At 42.9% G+C, this 25,198-nt stretch carries 21 protein-coding genes; all 21 read left to right on the top strand.

The genetic code is table 11. The annotated features are described in order from the left end of the window. Positions 1 to 158: 158 nt before the first annotated feature. Positions 159 to 1,163, top strand: coding sequence for a hypothetical protein (locus tag IIB39_04105; GenBank protein ID MCH8927882.1), 1,005 nt, complete (start codon positions 159 to 161; stop codon positions 1,161 to 1,163). Beyond that, positions 1,144 to 2,154, top strand: a complete 1,011-nt coding sequence (gene tsaD, locus IIB39_04100; GenBank protein MCH8927881.1) for a tRNA (adenosine(37)-N6)-threonylcarbamoyltransferase complex transferase subunit TsaD — start codon at positions 1,144 to 1,146, stop codon at positions 2,152 to 2,154. Before IIB39_04105 ends, tsaD begins: the two co-directional genes overlap by 20 nt. Before the next feature lie 5 nt (positions 2,155 to 2,159). Continuing rightward, entirely contained in the window at positions 2,160 to 4,328 is a 2,169-nt protein-coding gene (locus tag IIB39_04095) for a hypothetical protein (GenBank protein MCH8927880.1), read from the top strand. 112 nt (positions 4,329 to 4,440) lie between these two features. Beyond that, complete coding sequence (locus IIB39_04090; GenBank protein MCH8927879.1) at positions 4,441 to 5,760, top strand: UDP-glucose/GDP-mannose dehydrogenase family protein; 1,320 nt, start codon at positions 4,441 to 4,443, stop codon at positions 5,758 to 5,760. Positions 5,761 to 5,778: 18 nt separating this feature from the next. After that, the gene (rfbB, locus tag IIB39_04085) at positions 5,779 to 6,789 is read left to right on the top strand and encodes a dTDP-glucose 4,6-dehydratase (protein ID MCH8927878.1); all 1,011 of its coding nucleotides are present in this window, start codon (positions 5,779 to 5,781) and stop codon (positions 6,787 to 6,789) included. A 107-nt stretch (positions 6,790 to 6,896) separates the two neighbouring features. Next, on the top strand, positions 6,897 to 8,156 hold the full coding sequence (locus IIB39_04080; GenBank protein ID MCH8927877.1) for an SLBB domain-containing protein: 1,260 nt from the start codon (positions 6,897 to 6,899) through the stop codon (positions 8,154 to 8,156). Positions 8,157 to 8,224: 68 nt separating this feature from the next. Beyond that, complete coding sequence (locus IIB39_04075) at positions 8,225 to 9,625, top strand: sugar transferase (GenBank protein MCH8927876.1); 1,401 nt, start codon at positions 8,225 to 8,227, stop codon at positions 9,623 to 9,625. A gap of 18 nt (positions 9,626 to 9,643) precedes the next feature. After that, on the top strand, positions 9,644 to 11,209 hold the full coding sequence (locus tag IIB39_04070) for a hypothetical protein (GenBank protein ID MCH8927875.1): 1,566 nt from the start codon (positions 9,644 to 9,646) through the stop codon (positions 11,207 to 11,209). A gap of 91 nt (positions 11,210 to 11,300) precedes the next feature. Further along, positions 11,301 to 12,578 carry a serine--tRNA ligase gene (gene serS, locus IIB39_04065; GenBank protein ID MCH8927874.1) on the top strand — a complete coding sequence of 426 codons (1,278 nt, stop codon included), beginning with the start codon at positions 11,301 to 11,303 and terminating at the stop codon, positions 12,576 to 12,578. Between the two features lie 7 nt (positions 12,579 to 12,585). Next, positions 12,586 to 13,299: a 1-acyl-sn-glycerol-3-phosphate acyltransferase gene (locus IIB39_04060; GenBank protein MCH8927873.1), complete on the top strand. Its 714-nt coding sequence runs from the start codon at positions 12,586 to 12,588 to the stop codon at positions 13,297 to 13,299. Then, positions 13,289 to 14,719, top strand: coding sequence for a DUF2851 family protein (locus IIB39_04055; GenBank protein MCH8927872.1), 1,431 nt, complete (start codon positions 13,289 to 13,291; stop codon positions 14,717 to 14,719). The genes IIB39_04060 and IIB39_04055 overlap by 11 nt, the downstream gene beginning before the upstream one ends. Beyond that, positions 14,712 to 15,185, top strand: coding sequence for a D-glycero-beta-D-manno-heptose 1-phosphate adenylyltransferase (rfaE2, locus tag IIB39_04050; GenBank protein ID MCH8927871.1), 474 nt, complete (start codon positions 14,712 to 14,714; stop codon positions 15,183 to 15,185). Before IIB39_04055 ends, rfaE2 begins: the two co-directional genes overlap by 8 nt. A 139-nt stretch (positions 15,186 to 15,324) precedes the next feature. Next, the gene (locus IIB39_04045) at positions 15,325 to 17,295 is read left to right on the top strand and encodes a LysM peptidoglycan-binding domain-containing protein (protein ID MCH8927870.1); all 1,971 of its coding nucleotides are present in this window, start codon (positions 15,325 to 15,327) and stop codon (positions 17,293 to 17,295) included. A 5-nt stretch (positions 17,296 to 17,300) separates the two neighbouring features. After that, positions 17,301 to 18,194 carry a signal peptide peptidase SppA gene (gene sppA, locus IIB39_04040; GenBank protein MCH8927869.1) on the top strand — a complete coding sequence of 298 codons (894 nt, stop codon included), beginning with the start codon at positions 17,301 to 17,303 and terminating at the stop codon, positions 18,192 to 18,194. 14 nt (positions 18,195 to 18,208) lie between these two features. Continuing rightward, positions 18,209 to 18,502 (top strand): integration host factor subunit beta, encoded by a 294-nt coding sequence (locus IIB39_04035; GenBank protein MCH8927868.1) that lies wholly within the window; start codon positions 18,209 to 18,211, stop codon positions 18,500 to 18,502. A gap of 213 nt (positions 18,503 to 18,715) precedes the next feature. Next, positions 18,716 to 19,585 carry a hypothetical protein gene (locus IIB39_04030; protein MCH8927867.1) on the top strand — a complete coding sequence of 290 codons (870 nt, stop codon included), beginning with the start codon at positions 18,716 to 18,718 and terminating at the stop codon, positions 19,583 to 19,585. Then, positions 19,582 to 20,796 carry an exodeoxyribonuclease VII large subunit gene (xseA, locus tag IIB39_04025; protein ID MCH8927866.1) on the top strand — a complete coding sequence of 405 codons (1,215 nt, stop codon included), beginning with the start codon at positions 19,582 to 19,584 and terminating at the stop codon, positions 20,794 to 20,796. Before IIB39_04030 ends, xseA begins: the two co-directional genes overlap by 4 nt. 1 nt (position 20,797) lies before the next feature. Beyond that, positions 20,798 to 21,001 (top strand): exodeoxyribonuclease VII small subunit, encoded by a 204-nt coding sequence (gene xseB / locus IIB39_04020; GenBank protein ID MCH8927865.1) that lies wholly within the window; start codon positions 20,798 to 20,800, stop codon positions 20,999 to 21,001. 5 nt (positions 21,002 to 21,006) lie between these two features. Continuing rightward, on the top strand, positions 21,007 to 21,876 hold the full coding sequence (locus IIB39_04015) for an NAD(+)/NADH kinase (protein ID MCH8927864.1): 870 nt from the start codon (positions 21,007 to 21,009) through the stop codon (positions 21,874 to 21,876). A 12-nt stretch (positions 21,877 to 21,888) separates the two neighbouring features. Continuing rightward, positions 21,889 to 22,683 carry an AAA family ATPase gene (locus IIB39_04010; protein ID MCH8927863.1) on the top strand — a complete coding sequence of 265 codons (795 nt, stop codon included), beginning with the start codon at positions 21,889 to 21,891 and terminating at the stop codon, positions 22,681 to 22,683. Between the two features lie 82 nt (positions 22,684 to 22,765). Continuing rightward, the gene (locus IIB39_04005; protein ID MCH8927862.1) at positions 22,766 to 25,177 is read left to right on the top strand and encodes a response regulator; all 2,412 of its coding nucleotides are present in this window, start codon (positions 22,766 to 22,768) and stop codon (positions 25,175 to 25,177) included. Positions 25,178 to 25,198 lie beyond the last annotated feature (21 nt).

The raw sequence follows: 25,198 nt of genomic DNA, 5'->3' as shown, positions 1-25,198 counted from the left end.
TTAATAACGGCTGCAGGGAAAGTTTTGATAGCCTTAACCTCAGAAAATAGTCGATACCCGGTTGACGGGATCAGCGACGTATTAAGATCAAATATTTGGTCTGAAACTAATTATCAGCATAAATTAAAGTTATACATAACCTGCACTTCTAATATAATATGAATTTTTTCCGTAAATTTATTGGGACCATTTCGAATAATCTCTCAATCAAGATTAGTTCTCTTGCCATAGCGCTTACTCTCTGGATATTTGTAGTTACCGGGAGCGAGTATGTTCATGTTATAGAGGTTCCGATAAAGCTCCGAAATGTCCAACCCGACAGGGTGTTGGCGGAGCAAATTCCCGATTTTGCCAAAGTAAGAATGCGTGGCACCGGACGGCAATTCTTGAATAATATGCTCCGCACGACTTTTGCTGATGTGGGGATAATGCTTGAGATGAGTCGGATACGCTTCTTTTATGACTTCGAGCTTGAGCCTTATTTAAAGAGATTTCCGGATCGGCTTTCAGTGCCCCGCGATTTCGGATTAGAGCTTGTTGAGATAGTCTCACCCGATACGATAAGAGTACGCCTGGACTCGTTTATTGAAAAAAAAGTGACAGTATCTCCGAATGTAAAGGTCTCTATGGATCCCGGCTATATCCAGGTTGGTGGATTTAAGATTGAACCTTCTGTCGTAAAAATTTCCGGTCCGGCATCCATATTAAATAATATCAGTCAGATATTCACGGAAGAAAAAAGTTTTGAGGCGAGGAGAAACAGCGTTAACGAAACTATCGACCTCTATATCGAAAAGTCCGAATTGGTTCAATTAGATCCCTCAAACGTTCGGCTGACAGCGAGTATACAAAGTATTGGAGTGCGGACTATAGAAGGAATTGAGGTTATAGTCAAAAACGTGCCGGAAAATCTCAAAGCTATCGTAAATCCCTCTAAGGTATCAGTGGAACTTCAGGGTGGTATAACATTTTTGACCAATTTGGATAGTGAAGACATAAACGCTTCCATAGATTACGCGAGAGACTGGAAAGAAAACCAGCGTCTTTATAAACTAAATATCGAAGTACCGAAAGATGTAATAAAATGGAATAATCTAAATCCTTCCACGGTAGAAGTGATTGTGATAAGGGAACGGGTAAAAAGTGAGAATTCTGGGAATTGAGACCTCATGTGATGAGACAGCTGCGTCGGTAATTGAGGAGTATAAAATATTATCGAATATTGTCTCATCCCAAATAGTTCATAAGAAGTACGGTGGAATAGTTCCGGAATTTGCGTCGAGAGAGCAAATAGGAGCAATCGTTCCTATAGTAGAAGCAGCGCTCGCTGATGCTGACACTTCGCTTAAAGATATTGACGGAATTGCGGTAACCTGCGGACCGGGTCTGGCAGGTTCCTTGCTTACCGGACTGAACTTTGCCAAGGGACTTTCCCTCGCTTCGGATAAAAAATATATTGCCGTAAATCATTTAGAAGGACATTTATTTGCCCACAGATTGTCCAATCCTGATTTCAACCCACCTTTTTTGTTTCTATTAATATCAGGAGGACACACTCAGCTCATTCACGTTATCAACTGGGGAGAATATAAGATAATCGGCGCCACTTTGGATGATGCAGCGGGAGAAGCATTTGATAAAGTAGCGAAAATGCTTGGAATGGAATATCCGGGAGGCCCTAAGATTGATGAATCCGCTCAAAATGGAGATCCGGATTACATCAAATTTCCCCGGGCGCTTCTTGGAAAGGGATATGACTTTAGCTTTAGCGGGTTAAAGACATCGGTACTTTATTATCTGAAAAAGCAAAAAGAGTCTGCGATAAAAAAACATCTTGAAGATATTTCCGCATCGTTTCAGAAAGCGGTTGTGGATGTGCTCACTGCTAAATCTATTAACGCGGCAAATCATTTGAATCTCAACCGGATTGCGGTTGGCGGAGGTGTATCGGCAAATTCGGCACTGAGAGCCGAGTTATCGTCGAAAGGAGAGGCAGAGGGAATCGAGGTTGTTTTCCCTCCTCTGTCACTCACCACCGATAACGGCGCGATGATCGCAGCGGTAGGCTCTTATTATCTGGAGCGGGGAATATTCTCTCCTTTAAGTATGAATGTCTATCCAAATCTTGCAATTGGTGAGGTAATTCCACAGTAGATTTGATGATGGATTTTTTTAAAGGCTTTTCCTTAACAACTGTTAATGGCGTGCCTCTTACCCTTTTATTAACAACGCTGTCCGCATTCGTAGTCTATTATTTTTATAAAAACATTTACCCTCCGAAATCCAAATCATTTCGGATAATTCTCCGAACCTTACGCTCATTAGTTTTTATTTTCCTGAGTATCCAGCTTTCGATGGTAGTTATCAACTGGTCCACTCTGTCGGAAAAAAAGAAGGTAGTAGGAATTCTTCTTGACGGAAGTAAAAGTATGGCTCAATATGAAAATAATCCGTTCATCGAAACAGTTGAAATGGTTCATCGAATAACTTCTGCAATCGGAACTGAAGTAGAAGTTAAAAAATATATATTTGATTCAGAATTAAGAGATTTAAGCGCAGATGACCGTGCAGAAGGGGATTTAACCGATATATCAAAATCACTGAAAAAATTGTTAAAGGAGAACAGATCTGAAACGGTGTCCGCCGTTATATTGCTTAGTGACGGGCAGTGGAATCAGGGTGAGCCGCCGGATTTGAAATCTAATTTTTCCGCTGTTCCTATTCATGTGGTGGGTATCGGCAAGAAAGAGAAAAGTCGGGATATACGAATCTCGTCCGTGAACGCTAAATCTGTGATGTTTTTAGGTGATTCGATGAAAATCACGCTGTCGCTGTTATCTGACGGGTTTAGCGGTAAAAACGCAGAAATAAGAGTGTACGGGGAGGGGATATCAGAGAAAATAAAAAATATATCTCTTCCTGAAGACGGCTTTCTGAAGGATGTGGATTTTTATTTGTCATTCGACAGCGAAGGAGAAAAGAATCTTCAGATTGAATTATCAAATCTTGAAGGTGAATCTACCTATTCAAATAATAGGCGAAGAAAAATAATTAATGTTATCTCAAAAAAGAAGAATTTGCTTCTTCTTGGCGGAGCGCCGTCCGCCGAATATGTTTTTGTGAAAGATTTGCTCAACAGCCGAGAGGAATTCGATGTCACCTCAATGGTTCAATCGGGTAATAACAAGTGGTATGAAAGAGGTACTCTTCTGTTAGAATCGGATTTCGACCTCTTTATCTTTGTCGGTTTTCCTTCGGATCAGAGTTCGGAGAATGATATCGGAATGCTTCTGCAAGAATTAACGGGAAAGCCGGTTTCGCTGTTGTTTATAAACAGCGGCAGCACAGATTTTGACAAACTCGGTTCATTCGAATCGTTTCTCCCTGTCCGATCAATGAGCGTACCCGGCGCTGTTCGATATAATGAAGGAAATCTGAAATTGGAAGATGACGGAAAATTCCATCCATTTACCAAGCAATCTGATTTTCTGAGTGAAACATTAGAAGCATGGCATAATATGCCTCCTGCTTACTTTCCTCTCTTGAGTTGGAAATTGAAGGAAACAAGCAAAGTGTTGATGTCAATCGAGACAAGGAAGATAAATAGTGATACCAATTTTCCGGCGCTGATAGTCTCGGGGGAAGGTCCGAAAAAGAGCGCGATGATAATGACAGTAGATTCCCGTAATTTTGATCGGTTGCTCAGAGCTGTCGGCGAACCCTCGTCAACCTGGAAGAACACTCTGATTAACGGCGTAAAATGGCTATCATCCAGCGAGCTTCCTAAAAGAATCAATGTGGTAACCGAAAAGAAAATATATAGTCAGGGTGAGAAGATACGGTTCACAGCTCAGGTGTATGATGATTCATACAATCTTATAGATGACGCTAACCTGTCAGTGGAGATCAATTTTGAATCAGATATGTCCAAAGTATTTGAATTTGACTTGCAAAATCGCGCGAATGGCAGCTATATAGGCGAATACCGATCGAAACAGCCGGGAGAATTCTACTATAAAGCGGTTGCGAAAAGAGGTGATATACTGATAGGCGAGTTCGAAGGAAAATTTGGAGTAGAAACTTATTCACCCGAGTTCGATAATTTATTCAGAAACGAAAAGCTGCTCAAGTCTATAGCGGAAAAAAGCGGAGGGATATATTACCCGTTTGAGTCTTTTAATCCGGATTCATTGAACATCGCAAGCGATGTGATAATAGAAAAATCGGACAGAACTTTCGAAGCGTGGAGTAATCAAATATTGATGTTTATTCTGCTTTCTCTCCTTGCCGTGGAATGGTATATGAGAAAGCGCGGAGGGTTATTATAGAATATGCAGCGTCTAATATCCGTTTCACTGAATAATATATAATGTATCGAATTCTTGACACCTAACATAAGCGCTTGTAAATTAGCATCTTGGCTAAAATAATGGAGTAAAATTGAGAAGAATTACCATTTTAGGTACAGGTTACGTCGGGTTGGTAACCGGAACCTGTTTGGCAGACCTGGGAAATCAGATAATCTGCGTAGATATTGACGAATCAAAGATTGCGATGCTCAATAATGGCGAGATACCTATTTTTGAACCGGGATTAAAAGAACTCGTTCAAAATAACGTATCGAAAGGGCGGCTGAGTTTTTCCACTGAAGTGGCTAAATCTATAAGCGAATCGGAGATTATCTTCATTGCGGTTGGAACGCCTTCCACTCCAGAGGGGGAAGTTGACCTGCAATATGTAGAGAGCGCTGCAAAAACTATCGGAGAAAAGCTGAACGGATTTAAAATTATAGTAATTAAGAGCACCGTATCGGTTGGCACAGGTCGTAAAATTGCGAAAATTATAAAGGAAAATTCGAGCTCGGAACAGGATTTCGAAATTGTTTCAAATCCCGAATTCCTGCGGGAAGGTTCGGCGATAAATGATTTTATGCGACCAAATCGAATAGTTTTGGGGAGTGATTCAGAAAAGGCCTTTGATATTATGTCGGAAATATATAGACCGTTATATCTTATTGAAACTCCAATAATAAAGACTTCAATAGAAACGGCCGAGCTGATAAAATACGCCTCAAACGCGTTTCTCTCAGTAAAGATTTCCTTCATAAACGAAGTCGCCAATCTCTGCGATAAAACTGGCGCTGACGTACATGTGGTAGCCAGGGCGATGGGACTTGACGGCCGGATTAGTCCGAAATTCCTTCATCCCGGTCCCGGATTCGGAGGATCGTGTTTTCCAAAGGATACAATGGGACTCGTTCACCTTGCCAAAAATCATGGTGTGAATTCTCTTATAGTCGAAGCGGCAATGGACGTGAATGTCAAGCAAAGGCAGATTATGGTAGATAAACTTAAAAGTCTTTTACCTGAGTTAGGCGGAAAAAAGGTAGCGGTTCTCGGATTGGCGTTTAAACCCAATACTGATGATGTAAGAGAATCACCGTCCCTCGAAGTTATCAAGATTCTTTTGAAAGAGGGTTGCACCGTTCACGCGTATGATCCGATTGCATTAGAAAATTCAAAGAAAATTATTCCTGAAATTGCCTACTTTGAGGATATGATGGACGCTTGCGAAGGAGCGGATGCAATTATGCTGATGACCGAATGGAATGAACTGCGGCAGATTGATTTAGAGCAATTAAAAGAGAAAATGGCGGAACCGAATGTGGTTGATTGCAGGAATATCTATGATCCACGGAGTATGAAGGATTCCGGGTTTAATTATATTTCTGTAGGCAGAACCTTAGATGATATAGCATAACAGAGAATGAGAAAATAGGTGAAGACATATTTTGTAACAGGGGGCGCCGGATTTATCGGCAGCAGATTCGTCAATTTTATATTAGATAAATACGACGATGTTAAAATTGTTAACATCGATAAATTAACATATGCGGGAAATCCTGAGAATATAAAAAACCGGTCGAACGATGAACGACATATCTTTTGTCAGGATGATATTTGCGAAGAAGATCGGATTAATGAGCTGTTCCAACTTCATAATCCGGATATTGTCGTGAATTTTGCTGCTGAGAGCCATGTGGACAGGTCAATCGGACAACCGGCAGATTTTATTCAAACAGACGTAATCGGAACATTTATACTTTTAGAAGCTTCAAGAAGACATGAAATTGAGAAGTTCGTTCAAATAAGTACGGACGAGGTTTACGGCAGTACACTGGGCGATCCGTTTCGGGAAACCGATCCCCTTATGCCGAGCAGTCCGTATTCAGCGAGCAAATCAGCGGCGGACCGGTTAGCGTATTCTTACTTCAAAACTTACGATCTTCCTGTTGTTATAACCCGGGCGTCGAATAACTACGGCTCCCACCAATATCCGGAAAAACTTATACCCTTATTTATTACAAATGCGATGGATGACAAACCTTTGCCATTGTACGGAGACGGACTGAACGTTCGTGATTGGCTTTACGTGGAGGATCATTGTGCAGCTGTTGATTTCATAATTTCCAACGGTGTAGACGGTGAGGTTTATAATGTAGGCGGCGGAAACGAACTGACGAATATCACTATTACGGATACGATACTCGAATTGACTGACAAGAGCAGCAAGCTCGTTAAATATGTGGACGACAGGCCGGGACATGACCGGCGGTATGCCCTTGACTGCGCAAAATTACTGAATCTCGGGTGGAGAGCAGAAACTGACTTCGCAGATGCTATGAAAAACACTGTTGAGTGGTATATGAATAACAGAAGCTGGTGGGAGCCGTTGAAATCGGGGGAATACCTCGAGTATTATAAAAACCATTATGGGATGGAATTATGAGATTTAGGAACAAAAATAATTATAATGCGTTGATAGCAAGGGATAACAGCTATTATACCTGAAGTAGACTTTATGATAAATTTAATAATTACAAGGACTTACATACGGTGAAGAACAATTTTACCCGATTCATACTGACTCAATTGGCGCTGATATTGCTGTTTTTACTGGTTAATACAGTCCAAATCCAGGCTCAGAGACGGGCGACTACGGAAATGGACAGAGTACGAATTGAGATGAATAAAGAAAGACAAAAAAGACTCGCCGATAGAAAAGAGAAAATGCAGGAGAGGATGAAAGAATTATTGGATCAGGTTCTTGATGGTGCATTAAACCCGAAGGAATATATCGTCGGACCGGGAGATCTGTTTTCGATAAATATATGGGGAAGCGTAAATGAACAATATGAAGCAATAGTATCTCCTGTGGGTAATCTTGAAGTTCCGACGGTAGGATCTGTATATATTAGCGGTCTGACGCTTGAAGCGGCAATAAATAAAATATTAAGATTCAGTAAGAAAATATATTCCGACGTTGATGTTTCCGTATCGTTAGAGCAGCTGAGATTATTCAGGGTGTATCTTACAGGCAATGTCTCCCTGCCGGGCACGTATAAGGCCAGGGCGGTTGACAGGATTGCTGATATCATTGATATGGCGCACGGATTGGATGGACTTGCAGACGGGACAAATATAACCGTCACATCCAGTTCCGGGGTTGTCAAAACTTTTGATTATCTGGAATATATAAACAAGGGTGTTACAGATAATAATATTCGATTATCCAACGGCGACGTGATTAACGTTCCGACTCTTGATCTATCCGGGAGCGTAGTGACTATTGAATCCTATGATTCACGTTCAGGATCGTTCTATTTAAAGGATAATGAATATCTTTCCGATCTTTTGGTAAGAACCGGAGTCTATTCAAGGCTTTCGGATATGAGTAGTGTTTATGTCAGACGTGGAAGCGGAGAAAACAATAGAATCATTCAGGTAGGCAGATCGCTCTCGGAAATGAAAAATTTCAGACCGTTGCCGGGAGACAGGATAATCATTCCGCTTTTCAATGAAATGGTGTACATAACTGGGGAGGTGGCACATCCCGGTGCATACCCGTACATTCCCGATATGACGGCTGAAGATTATCTCGGTTACGCCGGGGGCCCGAGAGACAGCGGAAAGGGAAATAAGGTGAAAGTTATCAGGGATGGTTCGGTCGTAAAAGGAAATTCAAAGATCATCGTACAAAGGGGAGACAATGTTATGGTACCGAGGAAGCTCAGCCGCTCGTTCAGAGATATGTATAACATCATATTGCCCATTACGTCCTTAATTTTATCTGCGAAAGCCGCCGGTATTTTTTAATAAGTCGGTCACATTCTTATTAATAAAGAATAAGAAGAACAGGTTATTTTGTATAGGGATATGACTTTTTGATTCTTAAAAAGAACGAAACCATTTTATTGGTTCTTTTAGATTTTTTCACATCGCTTGCGGCGTTGTTAATTTTCTATCTTTTCAAGTTCAGGTTAGGGGTAGTGGATAATCCCGTGCCGCTTTCTTTCGGAGAAATTATTTTACCCTTTCTATCGATGTCGGGTGCATGGGTTCTCGTTTTTTGGTTTGCGGGACTCTATAATATAAAAAGCCCTTCTTCTCGACTCGATGAAGCGATGAGCGTTTTTAAAACGGTATCTGTGGGGACATTGATACTGTTTATCGTTACGATACAGATAACAGAGCTAATGTCATTCGGCAGGCTGCTTGTCATTACATATTGGCTTGGGATGGTAATAACGGTTTCCGGCGGCCGTATTATTTTTCGATCGATGCTGCGGAAACAATTTATCAACGGTATCGGATTACTTCCTTCAATATTGGTCGGGTGGAACGATAGGAGTAGAGCGTTATCCTCGAGGATCAGCTCTTTTCCCGGATTGGGTTACAAGGTGATCGGATATATATCCACGCGGGTTGAAGATGTGGGAAAATCAGATAGCGGAGGAGAGGTATTAGGTTCTATATCAGATCTTCCGAAGATAATTAAGGAATATGGTATAAAAGAAGTAATCCTCTCACTATCGTCAAATGACCATGAACGGTTGTTAGACGTGATAAATTATGTTAATGGAGTGTCAGTCGGGATAAAAATAAGTCCTGATATGTACGATATCATAAGCGGACAGGCACGAACAAACCAGATTTACGGACTTCCTCTCATTGATATCCTTCCTGAATTGATGCCGGCCTGGGAACGGTCTATGAAAAGGGTTGTGGATATTGTTGTCTCCACAATCGTGCTGACGATTTTTTCCCCTATATGGCTTTTGTTGGGCATTATCATCAAAATTGATTCAAAAGGAAAAATTCTTTACAGTCAGGAACGGGCGGGAAGAGACGAACAAATTTTTGAGATATTTAAATACAGGTCAATGAGCGCAGAAGCGGAGAGTGATACAGGACCTGTTTGGGCTGCGGAAGACGACCCGCGTATCACAAGGGTCGGATATTTTCTCAGGAAGAGCAGGTTGGACGAAGTCCCGCAGTTCATTAATGTGCTGATGGGAAATATGAGTTTGGTGGGACCGCGCCCCGAGCGACCGTTTTTCGTGGAAAAGCTGAAAAAAGAAGTTTCTCTTTACAGTAAGCGAATGAGAATTCGCCCCGGCATAACAGGGTGGGCGCAGATTAAACACAAATACGACGAATCTTTGGATGATGTAAAAAGAAAACTTAGATATGATCTCTTTTATATTGAAAATATGTCGCTCCGGATGGACTTCAAGATCATCCTGTCAACAATCAAAGTTATCTTCAGCGGCAAAGGGCACTAAAATTCCGGCATGATATTTATGAAAAGGTTCTTCTCGACGCTGATCATTACACTCCTGCTTTATTCGCATTCCGCAGCTCAATCAACGGATATCGATCCCAATCATTGGGGCTATGATTACCTGGATCTGCTTTCCGCCAGAGGGATGATAGACGGATTTTCTTCCGGATTGAAGCCGGTAACACGAGAGCGGTTCGGGGAGCTGCTGATGATGGCCGAAGAGAAACAGACAAAAAACCCGGAGCTATTGTCTCACACCGAACAGAAAATTCTTCAACGGCTGAAAGGAGATATATTGTCTGATCCCGACAGTCCCGAAACGAAGGTGCTTGATGAATTCAGAGAGCGTCATTTATTTACGTGGAGTGAAGATGAATCCTGGTTCAGCATTGATGCGTTTTTCAATCAGGAGAACGATCTCGGTTTTTTAGATGATAACCGTGAAGAACAAAACATATCCCGAACCACGGGAGGAGCAAGGATAAGAGGATACTTGGGGAGTAATTTATATTTCTATCTCTGGTTCACCAACACTCTCGAAAAAGGGGGAGTATTAGCGCAAAACAATTTTGACCCGTCTCAAGGTCTGCCGGCTGTGGCGTACGACGGCAATCTCTATAGGGATGACGCAATCTCATACTTTAAATACAGAGCGCCCTGGTTTGACATCACTGTAGGACGGCAGAATATAACCTGGGGGCCCGGGAGAAGGAGCGGACTCACCTTTTCCTCAAATAATCCGCCTATGGATGTGATAAGGCTTGATGTGAGATATAGAAAACTCAGCTATTCCGGGTTTATCGGTGATATTCGCGGGAGAGGCGGAAATAAGAAGATAGCAGCCCATCGGCTGGATATTATCCCTATCACAGGCTTGAGGATCGGAGCGGGCGAAACCGTGGTATATAACAGATCAAAATTCGAAATTCTTTATTCGCTTCCATTGATGCCGTTCCACATTGCCGAGCACCATCTTGGAGACAGAGACAATAATTCTATCAACTTCGACATCACATATGACAGGTTATCAAATACGAGCGTATATGCGGAATTATTCATAGACGACTATAAACTGCTAAAAAATCCGTTTACGCACTGGGGGAATAAATGGGCGGTATTGAGCGGCGTTCTGTTTACAAAGCCGCTGAATATGAAAAATTCCACTCTCAGGATCGAATATTCCCGGATAGAGCCATACGTATATACGCACGTGAGATCTGGTAACGAGTATTTCAATTATGACCGTCCCATGGGTCACTGGGCAGGGCCCGACTCCGATGAGCTGTTTCTGTCCTATGTGAACACACTTGACTGGAGGGTAAAGCTGAAACTGTCGTTTGCCATGTTACGCAGAGGACAGCTTGATGATACTTTCTCAAGACCGGTAACGGGAGATTTGAAAGAGTTTTTATCGGGCGTTGTTGAACGCCGCCTGACATTTACGGCAGGATACAGTGTGGAATTCGCGAAAGATCAATATTTTCAGGCAGAATTTCAACGGATGAATTGGAACAATTTCGGCAAGCAAGAAGGGGTCGTCGTTTTTGATAACCGCTTTTATTTCACCTATAGAATAGATATCTAAAAACTTTCCTCCTTTTCCGTTATAATGAACTTCTTGAAATGATGGAGTGAGAGCTTTGTATTTTGGGGGAAAATGAATATATTCCAATCCGATGCTGGATATTAAAGTAATAAGAAATAATCCCGAACTGGTCGCAACTTCTCTCGAATCAAAAGGGGAGAAGGTAGATATAAAGTCGGTCCTCGAACTTGACAAAAAGAGGAGGACGATTCTTGAAGAGGTTGAATCACTGCGTTCCATCAGAAACAAGGTCTCAGACGAGATAAGCAGCGCTAAAAAAGAGGGAAAAAATTCAAATGACCGGATTTCTGAAATGCGGAGCGTTTCCGCCAAGATAAAAGAATTAGATCAACCGCTAAAAGAGGTGGAAACCGAGCTGAGGGAAATCATGCTCCTTTTCCCTAATCTGCCCCACATATCGGTCCCTATCGGCAGAGATGCCGGCGATAATAAGCAGGTGAGAGAGTGGGGGAAAAAGATTGAGAGCGATTTTGAGTTGAAAGACCACCTTGAGCTGGGCGAATCACTGGGCTTATTCGATTTCGGACGCTCTTCAAAGATTTCCGGGTCGGGATTTCCGCTTTACATCGGATTGGGAGCAAAACTTGAGAGAGGATTAATTAATTTTATGTTAGACCTTCAAACGGAAGAAAACGGATATACCGAGATCTTTCCACCCTTTTTAGTAAATTATGAAAGCGCTCTGACTACAGGCCAACTTCCGAAATTTCAGGAAGATATGTACGTTGTTTCTCAGGACGATCTCTACCTGATTCCCACTGCGGAAGTACCGGTAACGAATATCCATCGTGATGAGATATTAGATGACGCCTCGCTCCCGATATCTTACGTCGCTTACTCCGCGTGCTTTAGGCGGGAGGCAGGCTCATACGGAAAAGATACGAGAGGTTTCCTGAGAGTCCACCAATTCAACAAGGTGGAGCTGGTGAAATTCAGTCGTCCCGAAGAGTCTTATGAGGCGTTAGAGAGCATTGTTTCCAATGCCGAAGAAATTTTGAAACGATTAGAGCTGCATTACAAGATCATCGAACTATCAACGGGAGATCTCTCCTTTGCCGCCGCAAAATGCTATGACATTGAAGTGTGGGCGCCCGGTGAGGAAAAATATTTGGAAGTTTCCTCATGCAGCAATTTTGAAGACTTTCAGGCGAGACGAGGTAATATAAGATATCGGAACAGCGATGGAGAGATCGGTTACGTACATACGCTGAACGGAAGCGGACTTGCTACGTCACGGCTGATGGTGGCTCTGCTCGAAACACACCAAACGGACGAAGGATATGTCCATCTCCCGGAACCATTGGTGCCGTATGTGGGAACCGCCATAATCAAGCCGGAAGGATCATAGCTTAGTTATGTTTCGAAAGGTGTTTATAATAATCTTAGGTGTTCCCTTCACAGGATTTGCAAGTATTATCGGATTGCTGGCGTTAATTTTGGATCGAACAGGTAAATCTATGGAACAAATAATAATAGTATGGGCTCGAGTTATCCTGAAGCTGGCAGGCGCAAAAGTTGAGTTGAGAGGTCTTGAACATTTAGAAATAAGCGAAAGTTATGCGTTCGTATCCAACCATGCCAGTCTGCTTGATATACCCGCAGCGATGGCGACGCTGCCGTTTAAGCTGCGGTTTTTAGCAAAAAAAGAATTATTCAAGATTCCGTTGTTCGGTCAGGCGATGTTAGCGGCGGGCCATATTAGAATTGACAGACAAAATCTTGAATCCGCAGTAAAATCGATTGATCAAGCGTCGGTTAGGCTAAAGAAAACCCGCTCATCGGTGATGATATTCGCCGAAGGAACACGCAGTCTCACCGGAGAAATAGGTAAATTCAAAAAAGGCGGAATTATTCTTGCAATAAGAATGGGGATTCCGATTGTGCCGATCTCCATTTCGGGGAGCAGAAAGCTGGCTCCTAAGGGCGGATTGATGAAATCGGGTAATATTATAATAACAATCGGCAAACCGATATCAACGGACGGGCTTGAAAATTCCAATCGGAATGCTCTTGTGCAAGCCACAAGAGATGCCGTTATGAAAAATATGGTGCCGGAAGATGTTATATAGCCGAAGCAACAGCTCATATCGGGCTATTTCCGAATCAATCAAACCTTATACAGGTGAATCTCTTAAAGAGAGCGATATCGCTCTCCGGTGGTTGAAGTGGAGTAAATCGTTATCGGGAAAGCTGTATACCGGCGATGGGAAAAAAGTGGTGGTGATCGAGCCGGGAGTCGTGAACAGAGATTCCGGACCGGATTTCAAAGATGCAATGCTGCTGATAAACGGGGAGGCGCTGAGAGGAGACGTGGAGATTCACTTGGATTCCAAATCCTGGTATAACCATATGCATCACACCAATCCTTCATACAATGACGTAATCCTTCACGTTGTAGTGTTCGATTCAGGAAAGACAATCTGTCTGACCAGTGACGGGAAAAATATTCCCACGGTTAAATTTCCGCTTTCTCCGGATTGGGAAGCAAGGATTCAAAATAAATTATCCTGGCCATGGGATGACGGCTGTTATCACGAGATGACAAGAATGAATTCCGGAGAGGTATATATGCTTCTTCTGCGGCTGGGCAAGGATCGATTCAATAAAAAAAAGAATGAATTCAAGTTTCAAAGAGAAACGGGATTAAGTTACGGCGAACTGTTTTATAGAGGATTCGCACGAGCGTTGGGATATTCCAAGAATTCGAACCAATTCAGTAAATTTTGTAAATTGCTTCCATTGAATAAAATTAAGAAAATCACACAGAATATTTCCGATTTTCAGGGCAAAAAACTACTTCTAAATTCAATTTTGTATGGCATATCCGGTTTGTATGAAACAGGTGAAGAGGATGAAATGCGGCGAAAGATCGCAGAGAATTGGAAAAAGTATGATAAATCAGAGCTGCCCCATCCTATGAAAGGCCATGAGTGGAATTTTTTCAGACTTCGCCCTCTGAATTTTCCGACGCGTCGTATGGCGGCTTTAGGAGAATTTTTGCTGCGATATGATCCGGACAGGTTTCTGCATTTGGCATCTTTCGCCGCGAAAAAATCTCTTAATCCGGAGCGGTTCATCAAGGTTATCGAAAATTCCCTTATTTTAGCCGGAGACGGTTACTGGAGTAAAATGGCCAGGTTTGGAAAGAATATGCCGAGAGAGACGGCCCTGATAGGAAAAAACAAAGCACGATCAATTGTTCTGAACGTAGTACTTCCGATATTAAGCGTCTTAGCGGAAGAGGAACAGGATAGCGTCCTCGCAAGCAGAATTAATCGGACTCTCTTTGTTTATCCGGCTGAGCAGGATAACTCTATATTAAAACATGTGAGAAGATTCGTTCTGCCCAGCTCGCCGGACAATCCTATGTTTTCCGGTTCATCGCTGATTCAGCAAGGAATGCTGCAGCTTTACAACCGCTGGTGCTCAAGGAGGGAATCTCTTAACTGTCCGTTGTCGTTGGAGTCCAGGGGAATTTCCTTTGGGTAAAGCGATACGGGCGGAAGATGCTCTCCAGCTGAGGGAAGAGGCTCGCACAGATGGAAAAAAAGTGGTTTTTACAAACGGAGTATTTGATCTGCTGCATGTAGGCCATCTTGATTACCTGACTAAAAGCAAAAAAATGGCGGATCTTCTTATTGTCGGACTGAATTCGGATTCATCCGCCAACCTTCTAAAGGGTGAAGGGAGACCGCTGAACAGCGAAATGGACAGAGCCGAACTCCTCTCCGGATTTAAATGTGTGGATGCGGTTGTAATCTTTCCTGAAGAGACGCCTTTGGAATTGATAAAAATTTTAAAACCGGATTTTTTAGTCAAAGGTTCCGATTATTCATTAAATGAAATCGTAGGGAGGGAGTTTGTAGAGTCATACGGGGGGAAAGTCCTATCGATTGAGCTCAGGAGAGGCTACTCTACAAACAGTCTAATAGAGAAGATTTCGGGAGGTAACTAATATGCTGTCACCACACTTAAACGATGAAGGAATATTTAAAAAGTGATTGACAATACAGGAGATAGAGTATATTTTTCAAGCGGTTTGTTAAATAAAAGTGTGTAAGAGTATGATATATAATAAGTTCGGTGCTTTAATATTGCTACTTGCTCTGTGGAGCTGTTCCCCGGCTGCTAATTCGGATAACAATTTATCCGACACGGCTGCTGGTCCGATGACGAGCAGGTCTGTTCTTGATGACAGCTGGGAAGACCTTCGTGATGCCAAAATACATTATGCTCAGGCTCTGATCGCAGAAGAGAGGTCCGATACTCTTCGGATGAAAGAGGAATATGAAATGGCAGTCTCAATCCTTGGTGAGATAGAGATACACGAATGGACTTCGGCGCTCTTTGATGACGAATTTCAGGCGACTGCCAATAAAGTCTCGAAAGATTATCAATTTTCACTCCGCAGGTTGCAGTTAAAATACGGCAATGGCTCAGATATGTCTTTGATGGAGAAATTAGAACTTTTCGATTCAATTGATGACGCAGACGGATTGGGAATGAAAGTGCTGCAGGAATTTGCGGATAACCTGGATACAAAGATCCCCCTGGATATTAACTCCAGAGTTATGAGAATCATACGGTTTTTCCAGACAGAGGCGTCTGAATCGTTTGAGCTCTGGCTTAAGCGAAAAGGCGTTTACGAGGAGATGTTCGTAAAAATACTTGAAGAAGAAGATTTACCCAAGGAACTGGTTTATTTAGCCATGGTTGAAAGCGGGTTTTCGCCAAGAGCTTATTCATGGGCGCACGCAGCAGGCCCATGGCAGTTTATTTACGGAACAGGCAGGCTTTACGGACTGAAGAGAGACTGGTGGGTGGATGAGAGAAGAAATCCGAAAAAATCCACCTATGCAGCGGCAAAATATATAAAAGATCTATATGCTCAATTCGGTGACTGGTATCTTGTTATGGCAGCTTATAACTCGGGAGAGGGAAGGGTGAAGCGTGCATTAAAGAGAGAAGGAACCAATGATTATTGGGAGTTAACCACTCTTCCGAGAGAGACGAGAAACTACGTTCCATCCTTTATAGCGGCAACTATCATAGGAGAAAACCCGACAGCCTTCGGGTTTAACGTTACCCCGGAATCTCCGCTGTCATTCGAAGAAGTTATTATAAAGGGAAGCATTAAGCTAAGCGTAATTTCCAAGGCGGCGGAAGTCAGTCTTAAAGAACTTATCTCATTGAACCCGGAACTCAGGCGAAAATCCACTCCACCGAGGAACAAGGGCTACTCATTACTTCTGCCAAAAGGCACCAGGGAACGGTTCAAAAAGAACTTCGCCGCACTGCCTGAATCGGAAAGAACGGGTTATGTGAGACATAAAGTTAAACGGGGCGAAGCGCTTTCAACCATTGCCACTAAATACGGTGTTTCGGTGAGTCAGATAGTTTCATTAAACGACATTCGCAACAGGAACAGTATCAGGGCAGGCAAACTGCTTGTTATTCCGACCGGAGGAAAAGTATTCGGCGCCGCTCCATCAAAAAGGATAGAGAGCCGGACATCCGTTCCCCAAAAGAGTAAAGCTCTGAAATACCGCGTCAGAAAGGGTGATACGCTGGGCCACATCGCGGAATATTTCAACACTACGGCTCTTAAGCTCAGAAAGTGGAACGGACTGAGGTACAGTAAACCGATCTATGCGGGAGAACTGATAAAGATTTATTATCCGGAGTATTTGAACATTTCACAACCTAAATTTTCGGTGGCTGATCCCCGCCTCTTTCTCGCGCATCATCGGATAGAAGAGAGGGAAAGTTTATCCTCGCTTGCAAATAAATACGACGTAAAATCAGATGAAATCAGACTCTGGAATTCGCTTAAAAGCAGCGAAATTAAAAAGGGTAGAGTAATACAACTCTGGACGATGAAGGTGACACAAAACCAATCGACGGTGAGTGCTAAAGATTTGAAGGTGCATACGGTACGCAGAGGAGATACGCTCTGGGATATTGCAAAAAAGAATGGTGTAACGCTATCACAAATGATTGCATGGAATCCCTGGGCGGAAGATTCCCAGATAAAACCCGGGGACAGGCTCAAAATTTATAACTGAGACAGATGGCAGCAAATAAAAATAAACTTTTGACGGTAACGCTTCTAACAGGCGCTTTTTTCGTGTTTCTGTTTCTGCTGCTGATTTCTTATAACTATTTTTCACACGGAAAATTAGAGTTATCTTCCGGTAAGCCCAGAATAGCTATAGTAGAACTAATTGGTCCGATCTACGAATCAAGACCGATAATCAAGCAGTTTAAGCGGTTTGCGGCGGATGATGACATTGATGCGATTTTATTCCGAATCTCAAGTCCGGGAGGAGGAGTTTCGGCATCTCAGGAAATATATGAAGAAGTACGAAGAATTCGGGATTCCGGTAAAATTATAGTAGCCTCCATGGGGCCGATGGCAGCGAGTGGTGGATATTATGTTGCCTTAGGAGCTAATAAGATAATGTCCAGTCCCGCCACAGTTACCGGTTCCATAGGAGTAATTGTGGGTCTGCCGAATTATGAAGGGCTGATGAAGAAACTCGGGTTAGGGTTTGAGAACATCACAAGCGGTCCGCGAAAAGACAGCGGCTCGCCTTATCGGAAACTTGAACCGGATGACAGAAAAATATTTCAGGATGTGGTTGATGATCTTTACGCTCAATTTGTAAACGCGGTATCCGTAGAAAGAGGGATATCCATAGAGAGAGTCCGTGAATTGGCCGATGGCAGAATCTATTCCGGTTCACAGGCAAAGGAGCTGGGACTTGTTGATACTCTGGGAACTTATGATGACGCTATTGATTATGCAGTGGAACTCGCAAATAAGACGGGGGAACCTACCCTTATCAAAGCGAGAAAAAGGAGATCGTCGCTTATTGATTTATTGTTCGGAGATGCTCGTAACCTGATTGATATATTGCAACCGACAGCATTACCTGAATATAAACTGAACGTAAATTTTTAGCCCGGAGGATTAAAGTGACAAAAGCCGACATTGTCGATGTAATAGCAGAAGCAACTGGACTGACAAAAGTAGAAACTGAAGCAGTAATAGAAGGCTTTTTAAGTACGATTAAAAACGCCCTGCAAGAGGGTGAAAAAGTTGAATTTCGGGGTTTCGGAAGCTTTAGCGTGAAAAAAAGGATGCCGAAAAAAGCGAGGAATCCCGGGACGGGTGAAGTAATTTACCTTCCGGAGCGATATGTGCCTGTATTTAAGGCATCCAAATTGCTGAAAGAGCTGATTTCAAAGAACTTGAAAATAGAGAAATAAACATTCAAAAAAAATAGGAGAACACCTGCTTTATGCCATGCGGTAAGAAGAGAAAAAGAAAGAAAATCAATACTCATAAGCGTAAGAAACGGCTTCGTATGAATCGTCATAAGAAGAAAAACCGTTAATCTTTAGCATCTAAATATATATATCAGTTTAAATAACAATTAGACTCAGATAAATTTGATCGGCTGAGAAAGCGAGGTGGAAAAGGTGGCAGCTAAAATAATAACGATTATCACTTTCACTTTTATAGTTCTAATGCCATTCAATTTCCTACAAGGATGGGGCTTTAAAGCCCATGTAAGGATAAATTCTGACGCGATAGATACTCTTCCTGTGGGAATGAAAGCGTTTTTCGAAGAGGAAAGAGTCTATATCTCCGAGCATGCGGTGGATGCTGACAAATGGAAATCTACCGATAAAAAAGAATTTTGGCGCCATTTTATAGATATGGATTTGTACGGTACGTATCCATTTAACGAATTACCGAGGGATTACGATGAAGCCGTTAAAAAATTTGGCGCAGATATGGTAAATATCAGCGGGACTCTCCCATGGCGTATTGCCGAATTCACCCGAAAACTTGCTGATGAGATGAGGGAAGGAGATGGTGAAAAGATTCGCATAACTGCGGCAGCATTGGGTCATTATGTGGCGGACGCACATAGCCCTCTTCATTCTGTGGAAAACTATAACGGGCAATATACAAATAATTTTGGCGTTCATAAGCAGTTTGAAAGCAGAATGATAGATGCGAATATGGCTTCATATAAGCCTGCGCTCGGGAGAGCAACCTCAATAGATGACCCGCTAAACCATGCATTTGATACTATGCTGCACAGCTACAAGCTTGTTATTCCGATCCTTGAATCCGAAACAGAAGCGAGAAAGCTATTGACGACCGTTCAGATAGATTCCCTCAATGATTATAGGGCAAAAGGTATTCCGGCTTATTTGGAAGTTCTTTATTCAGATCTGGGAAAAATCGGCTGGAATCAAATGAATTCATCATCTTCTGACATCGGCCGCTATTGGGCCACCGCCTGGGAATTAGCCGGCAAGCCTACTCTTCCTGAATGAGCGCAGAAACCAAGATATACTCGGTATCTGAAGTTACTACGCTTATTAAATCAATTTTAGAAATGAATATTCCTCCTGTGTGGGTCGAGGGAGAAATATCCTCATGGACAAAAGCCGCATCCGGTCACGCTTATTTTAGTCTCAAAGATTCCAATGCGCAGCTTCCCTGCGTTATCTGGAAACAAAACGCCGCTTCACTTCTTTTTAAACCCGAAGAAGGAATGAATGTGCGCGTTAACGGCGGAATTTCGGTTTATGAAAAATCGGGAAAGTACCAGCTGATTGCGTCTCAGGTTCAGCCTGCGGGCGTGGGCGACCTTTATCAACAATTCGAAAAATTAAAAACGCGATTGTCCGCTGAAGGATTGTTTGATGAGGATAAGAAAACCGCTCTCCCTCAGATTCCGTTCATTATCGGAGTGGTAACATCTCCTGACGGAGCGGTAATATCTGATATAATCAATGTCTTGAATCGCAGGGCGCCATACGTGACAGTTAAGCTGGAACCGACCCGGGTGCAGGGGGTCGGCTCGGCTGAGGAGATAGCAACCGCACTGAAAAAAATGGATTCTGAAGGCGAAGTGGATCTGATAATAATAGGAAGAGGAGGAGGCTCAATCGAAGATCTATGGTCGTTCAACGAGGAAGTGGTGGCAAGAGCCATCTTTGATTGCAATACTCCGGTAATCAGTTCAGTAGGCCATGAAATTGATTATACCATAGCGGATTTTGTAGCTGATCTTCGAGCGCCTACCCCATCGGCTGCAGCGGAACTTGCCGCGCCCAAAATGGACGATCTGCTCTATGCTATAGGTGAATATTCAAAAACAGTATATGAACTGATTTCAGACTATATTAGGGAATACGAACGGCAAATTGATGAATACGAACGAAATTTCAGCTGGGAACGATATAATTCTATGATTGAAGAAGAAAAAAAGAAAATAAGCGACCATTTGAATATGATTTTTATGCAGCAGGAACATAATTTAAATCTTTTAAATCTCAGGGTGGAAAGTCTGAGCAATAATTTGGATGCTCTAAATCCCGATGCGGTGCTGGCAAGAGGATATTCGGTCGTCAGTTCTGTTGCAAGCGGAAAAGTTATTTCAGCATTTAACCAGGTTGAAAAAGGCGAAGAGATAAATATTAAATTACATGTGGGCAATTTAATCGGGAACGTAAAGGAGGTATCGAACGGTGTCAGATAAAATAGCTAAAAGTAAATCTTTCGAGGATGCGCTCAACAGACTTTCTGAAATCGTGAAAGAACTTGACAGTAGCGATACAAAACTGGAAGATTCCATGAAGTTATTCGAGGAGGGAGTGACCCTATCCAAATATTGTCGGGAAGTATTGAAAAATGCGGCAGAGAGAGTGGAATTATTAAATGACGAAGATGATTCCGAGGAATAGATGCGTTGAATTACGGAATAATTGCCAATCCCAAGAAACGAAAAGAACTTCTTAAAATTCTTCCGGATCTGATTTCATGGTTGGAGAGCCATGAAAACAATGTTATAGTTGAATCCGATCTTCTCGAAATCGGAAGTGAAGCGTTAAAAGGGATAAACAGCGCTTCAAGAGAGTCTATTCCTGAAAATTGCGATATTATCTTAGCTCTCGGCGGTGACGGCACTATCTTAAGCGCTGCGCGAGTTGTAGGAAACAGCGGCGTACTTATCGCGGGTATAAATCTTGGAGGTTTAGGTTTCCTTGCCGAGGTAGCTGTGGAAGAGATATACGACAGGCTTCAATTTATTCAGGATGGAGAATACCTTGTTGAGGAACGGATGGTATTGAAGGCAACTACAGACGCCACTCCGGGAAAGGAATACAGAGCGTTAAACGATATAGTAATTGAAAGAGGTTTTTACACACGGATGAGGAACCTCTCGGTGACCGTAGACGGCGCTTTTTTTAACAACTATACCGCTGACGGGATAATTGTAGCAACACCCACAGGTTCTACGGCATATTCGCTCTCTGCCGGCGGACCTATTATCGTTCCTCCTTTGCAGACTATGCTTATAACTCCCATATCTCCTCACAGCCTGTCGCAACGCGCGGTGGTTCTGAAGTATGATTCGAAAATACAAATCACTTTTGAGGATTCACCCGACGATATGCTGTTGTCCATTGATGGGCAGGAGAGCGTAAAAATCAAGAGCGACCAATCAATTAGTATAAGCAGAGCGGAAGAAAACATCAAACTTATAAAATGGAAGGATAAATCCTTTTTCGACACGTTGAGAACTAAGCTGAACTGGGGTGTTGAAAGCAGGTCATGAAAGAAACGGGGATTGAAAATCGTGTATCTTGAGTATTGGGGGCTAAATAAAAAACCGTTCGAAAATACACCCGACCCGGAATATTTCTATTTTTCAGACGGGCATAAAGAAGGCTACGAACGGATGATGTACGCCGTCACGGAAAATAAAGGGGGGGCGATGCTGACAGGCGAGTATGGGTGCGGAAAAACTACTCTGCTGAGAATCATAGCCGGAAAAACGATGAACGATGACAGAGAAATCGTGGTGGTGAACAACCCGAATTACGAGCCGGAAGAGTTACTGGCTGAAATTATCTACCAACTCGGCGAAGAAGCGTCGGAAAAATCCAGAGTGGAACTTTCCAAACAGATTGAAGACATTCTCTACAGAAAATTTCAGTCCGGCAGAGAAGTAATAATTATGATAGATGAAGCTCAACTAATGAGAAATGATAACGTTTTTGAAGAACTCAGACTGTTGCTGAATCACCAGCTGAATGACCGGTTTTTAGTTACGATTTTGCTTGTCGGTCAACCCGAATTGAGAGAGAGAGTTACAAAGATGCCTCAATTTGAGCAACGTTTTGCGATAAAATATCATCTCCATTCATTCAACTTGGAAGAAACGGGGAAGTATATATCACACAGGCTGAGCATAGCAGGTCTGGATTCTAAAATTGTGAATGACGATGCGATAGAGGCTGTTTTCAATGCTTCCTATGGAGTTCCGCGGAAAATTAACAGCATATGCGATCTTGCATTGATGACAGCGGCGCGAAGAAACATTAAAATAGTTGATTCTGCACTTATAAATATGGTAATATAGATTAGAAGTCGGTATGAAAAGTATGAAAAAGCAAATTGTTGAGAGCTATATTGAGAGTTAAATATTTTTCTATTGGTTCAGTATGATGAGGTCAATAGATTTATTCCGTTCTTCAAGCAGCGCCCCATCGGCAACGAAAGAAAAACAAAACATTGTAGCGGAAGCTAAAGGTATATTGGCTGTGGTAGGGGATTCTCAGATCCAAAGTACGATTGAGCAGTCTTTAGAAAGTATCGGTTTAGAACTTATTTTTGTCACATCCGGCGAAGCTGCGGATGAATTTCTCAACAAAAGATCGGCGGTATTGGTTATTTCAGAGATTGATCTGCCGATAATGAACGGGCTGAGCCTGGCACGCAGGATAAAAGAAGATGCAACTCTCGGAGATGTACCGGTACTTCTCATAAGTAATTCATCTGACGGTCCCGATAAGGTGATGGGGATGGAAACCGGCGCTGATGATTACATTACTCTGCCCATCAATCCATCGGACTTAAGAAGCAGAGTGATGGCGCTATTAGCGAGAACCAAGATTGAACCGGAAAATGAGGATAATTCAGATTTAAATGAGTTTGAAGAAGTAGATGACCGTGAGGAAACGGTGATCGGGGCGGGAGCTCAATCTATACCTGTTGATGAATTGGGCTTGGGAGACGCTGAAGAGGCGCCTACTGAAACACCCGATTCCCAAGAGGAAACAGTGACCGAACAGTCAGAATCTATTATAATGGAGGAGCTAAATCCAGTTGATGATTTGAGTTCAGCAGAGACGGATACTTCTTTCCCGGAAGATAAACCGGCTTTGGAAGAAGCTCAGCCCGGGCAACCCCGATCCGCCATCGTGGAGGAAGCGAATCCGTTCGCTGTTCAAGAATCTTCACAAATCCAGGACAACGCGGCACCTCCTATTGATGAAAAACCCGAATCTCCCTCCGGGGAAGAAGCAGCTGCTGTCAGCACCTTAGAAGTAGATGAACATAGTGCGCCCGCTTTGCCTGAACCTCTTCCTTTGGACGATAGTCAAAGCAATTTATCTCCTCCCGTTATCGAACCTGAAACAGAAGCTCCTGTTCCGAACGCCGTTAACGACCCCGGCACAGAATCCATGATCAATGATATATTCGGAAGCAGCACGGATAGCAAAGTGGCTCAGGAGAACACGCGGCGGCAAGCCGCTACTCAAATGGAGACTCCTGCTCCACCTATTCCTCCTGTAGAAACAGATAGCACGGTGCAAAGCGCTAATATTCAGCCTCCGCCGGTATCGCCACTGCCGGCTCAACCTGTCGCTCCTGCTGAAACTGTCACGCCGCCGAATCCTGCTGATATTCCACCTCAGGCTCAACCTCAGCAAACAGCGCAGCCGCTGCCTCAACAGCCGGTAACGCATCAACAGGCAATCGAAACCGGTACGCTTATTCCGGCTGACCAACAGCCTGTGCAAGCTCCGCCTGTTATTCCTCCTCCCGTTCCGATTCAAACTCAACCTCAGGTCGCACCTCCTATTCCATCTGAAGCAGACGCACTCCAGGTGGATGTGAATGAGGCGGCATTGGCTGGATATGATTATGAGGCGAGAGTGGATGATAAGGAAGTATATAATACGACTATTTCCGATTTGAAAGAATTTGAGACCGGAGTTACCGAAGGCGGCGCTATCGGTTTTGATAAATTGATTTCTGATGCAAGGAATATTGTCAGTTCAGTGCAGCAATCGAATTATCTTCATATTAAAGCGATAGGAAGACGGGAAGCTCATGATTTCCCGGTCCATTCCATAAATGTAGCAATCTTTTCGGTCAAGTTGGCTACAGGTTTAAATTATGAAAATAAATTACTTACCGAGTTAGCTGTTTCAGCGCTCCTGCATGATGTGGGAATGCTGCTTTTGCCTGAAGGAATAAGGCATGCCAAAAGCAAACTTTCCGATGAAGAGTTCGCAACACTCAGAACACACCCGAGCATCGGAAGCGAGTACATTGCAAAAGCATTGCAATCTAATCCGGAGTTAACACAATTCAACTTTTTGCCTTCAGTAGTGTTGCAGGAACATGAAAGGTATGACGGGACAGGCTATCCTAACGGAACAGCGAAAGACGAGATACACGATTACGCCAAGATAATTTCTATCATAGATATGTATGAGGCGGTGTCTCATCCCTCTACGTATAGAGATGAATACCTTGCGTATGAAGCGCTCCAAAAGGTGGTAGCTCTCAAAGACACGTACTTTGATGTCAAATTTCTCAGAGCGTTAGTCCGGGAAATATCTGTCTTTCCTTTGGAATCGCTTGTGAGATTGAATAATGGTGAAATCGGTCAGGTAATAGGTCTTGACGGCTCTCATCCAATGCGTCCAAAACTGAAAATATTGTATAATGAGGACGGCGATAAATATCCTGAGGAAAAAGTAATAGAATTAGCTAAATCACCGTTTCTATACATAGAAACGCCGATTACCGAAGAGGAAATAGTTAAAAAATCAGATAATTAGTTTAATCAGTTTAAGGAAAAA

Source organism: Candidatus Neomarinimicrobiota bacterium, from assembly GCA_022573815.1.
Classification (GTDB): Bacteria; Fidelibacterota; SORT01; order SORT01; family SORT01; genus JACZTG01.
The sequence above is the reverse complement of the archived record's forward strand: the minus strand, read 5'-3'. Positions and strand labels throughout refer to the sequence as shown.

Coding starts and splice junctions, on each gene's coding strand:
- IIB39_04005 (MCH8927862.1), top strand. CDS start 22,766: ATGATGAGGTCAATAGATTTATTCCGTTCTTCAAGCAGCGCCCCATCG.
- IIB39_04055 (MCH8927872.1), top strand. CDS start 13,289: ATGTTATATAGCCGAAGCAACAGCTCATATCGGGCTATTTCCGAATCA.
- IIB39_04060 (MCH8927873.1), top strand. CDS start 12,586: ATGTTTCGAAAGGTGTTTATAATAATCTTAGGTGTTCCCTTCACAGGA.
- IIB39_04095 (MCH8927880.1), top strand. CDS start 2,160: ATGATGGATTTTTTTAAAGGCTTTTCCTTAACAACTGTTAATGGCGTG.
- IIB39_04105 (MCH8927882.1), top strand. CDS start 159: ATGAATTTTTTCCGTAAATTTATTGGGACCATTTCGAATAATCTCTCA.
- serS (MCH8927874.1), top strand. CDS start 11,301: ATGCTGGATATTAAAGTAATAAGAAATAATCCCGAACTGGTCGCAACT.
- IIB39_04070 (MCH8927875.1), top strand. CDS start 9,644: ATGAAAAGGTTCTTCTCGACGCTGATCATTACACTCCTGCTTTATTCG.
- sppA (MCH8927869.1), top strand. CDS start 17,301: ATGGCAGCAAATAAAAATAAACTTTTGACGGTAACGCTTCTAACAGGC.
- xseA (MCH8927866.1), top strand. CDS start 19,582: ATGAGCGCAGAAACCAAGATATACTCGGTATCTGAAGTTACTACGCTT.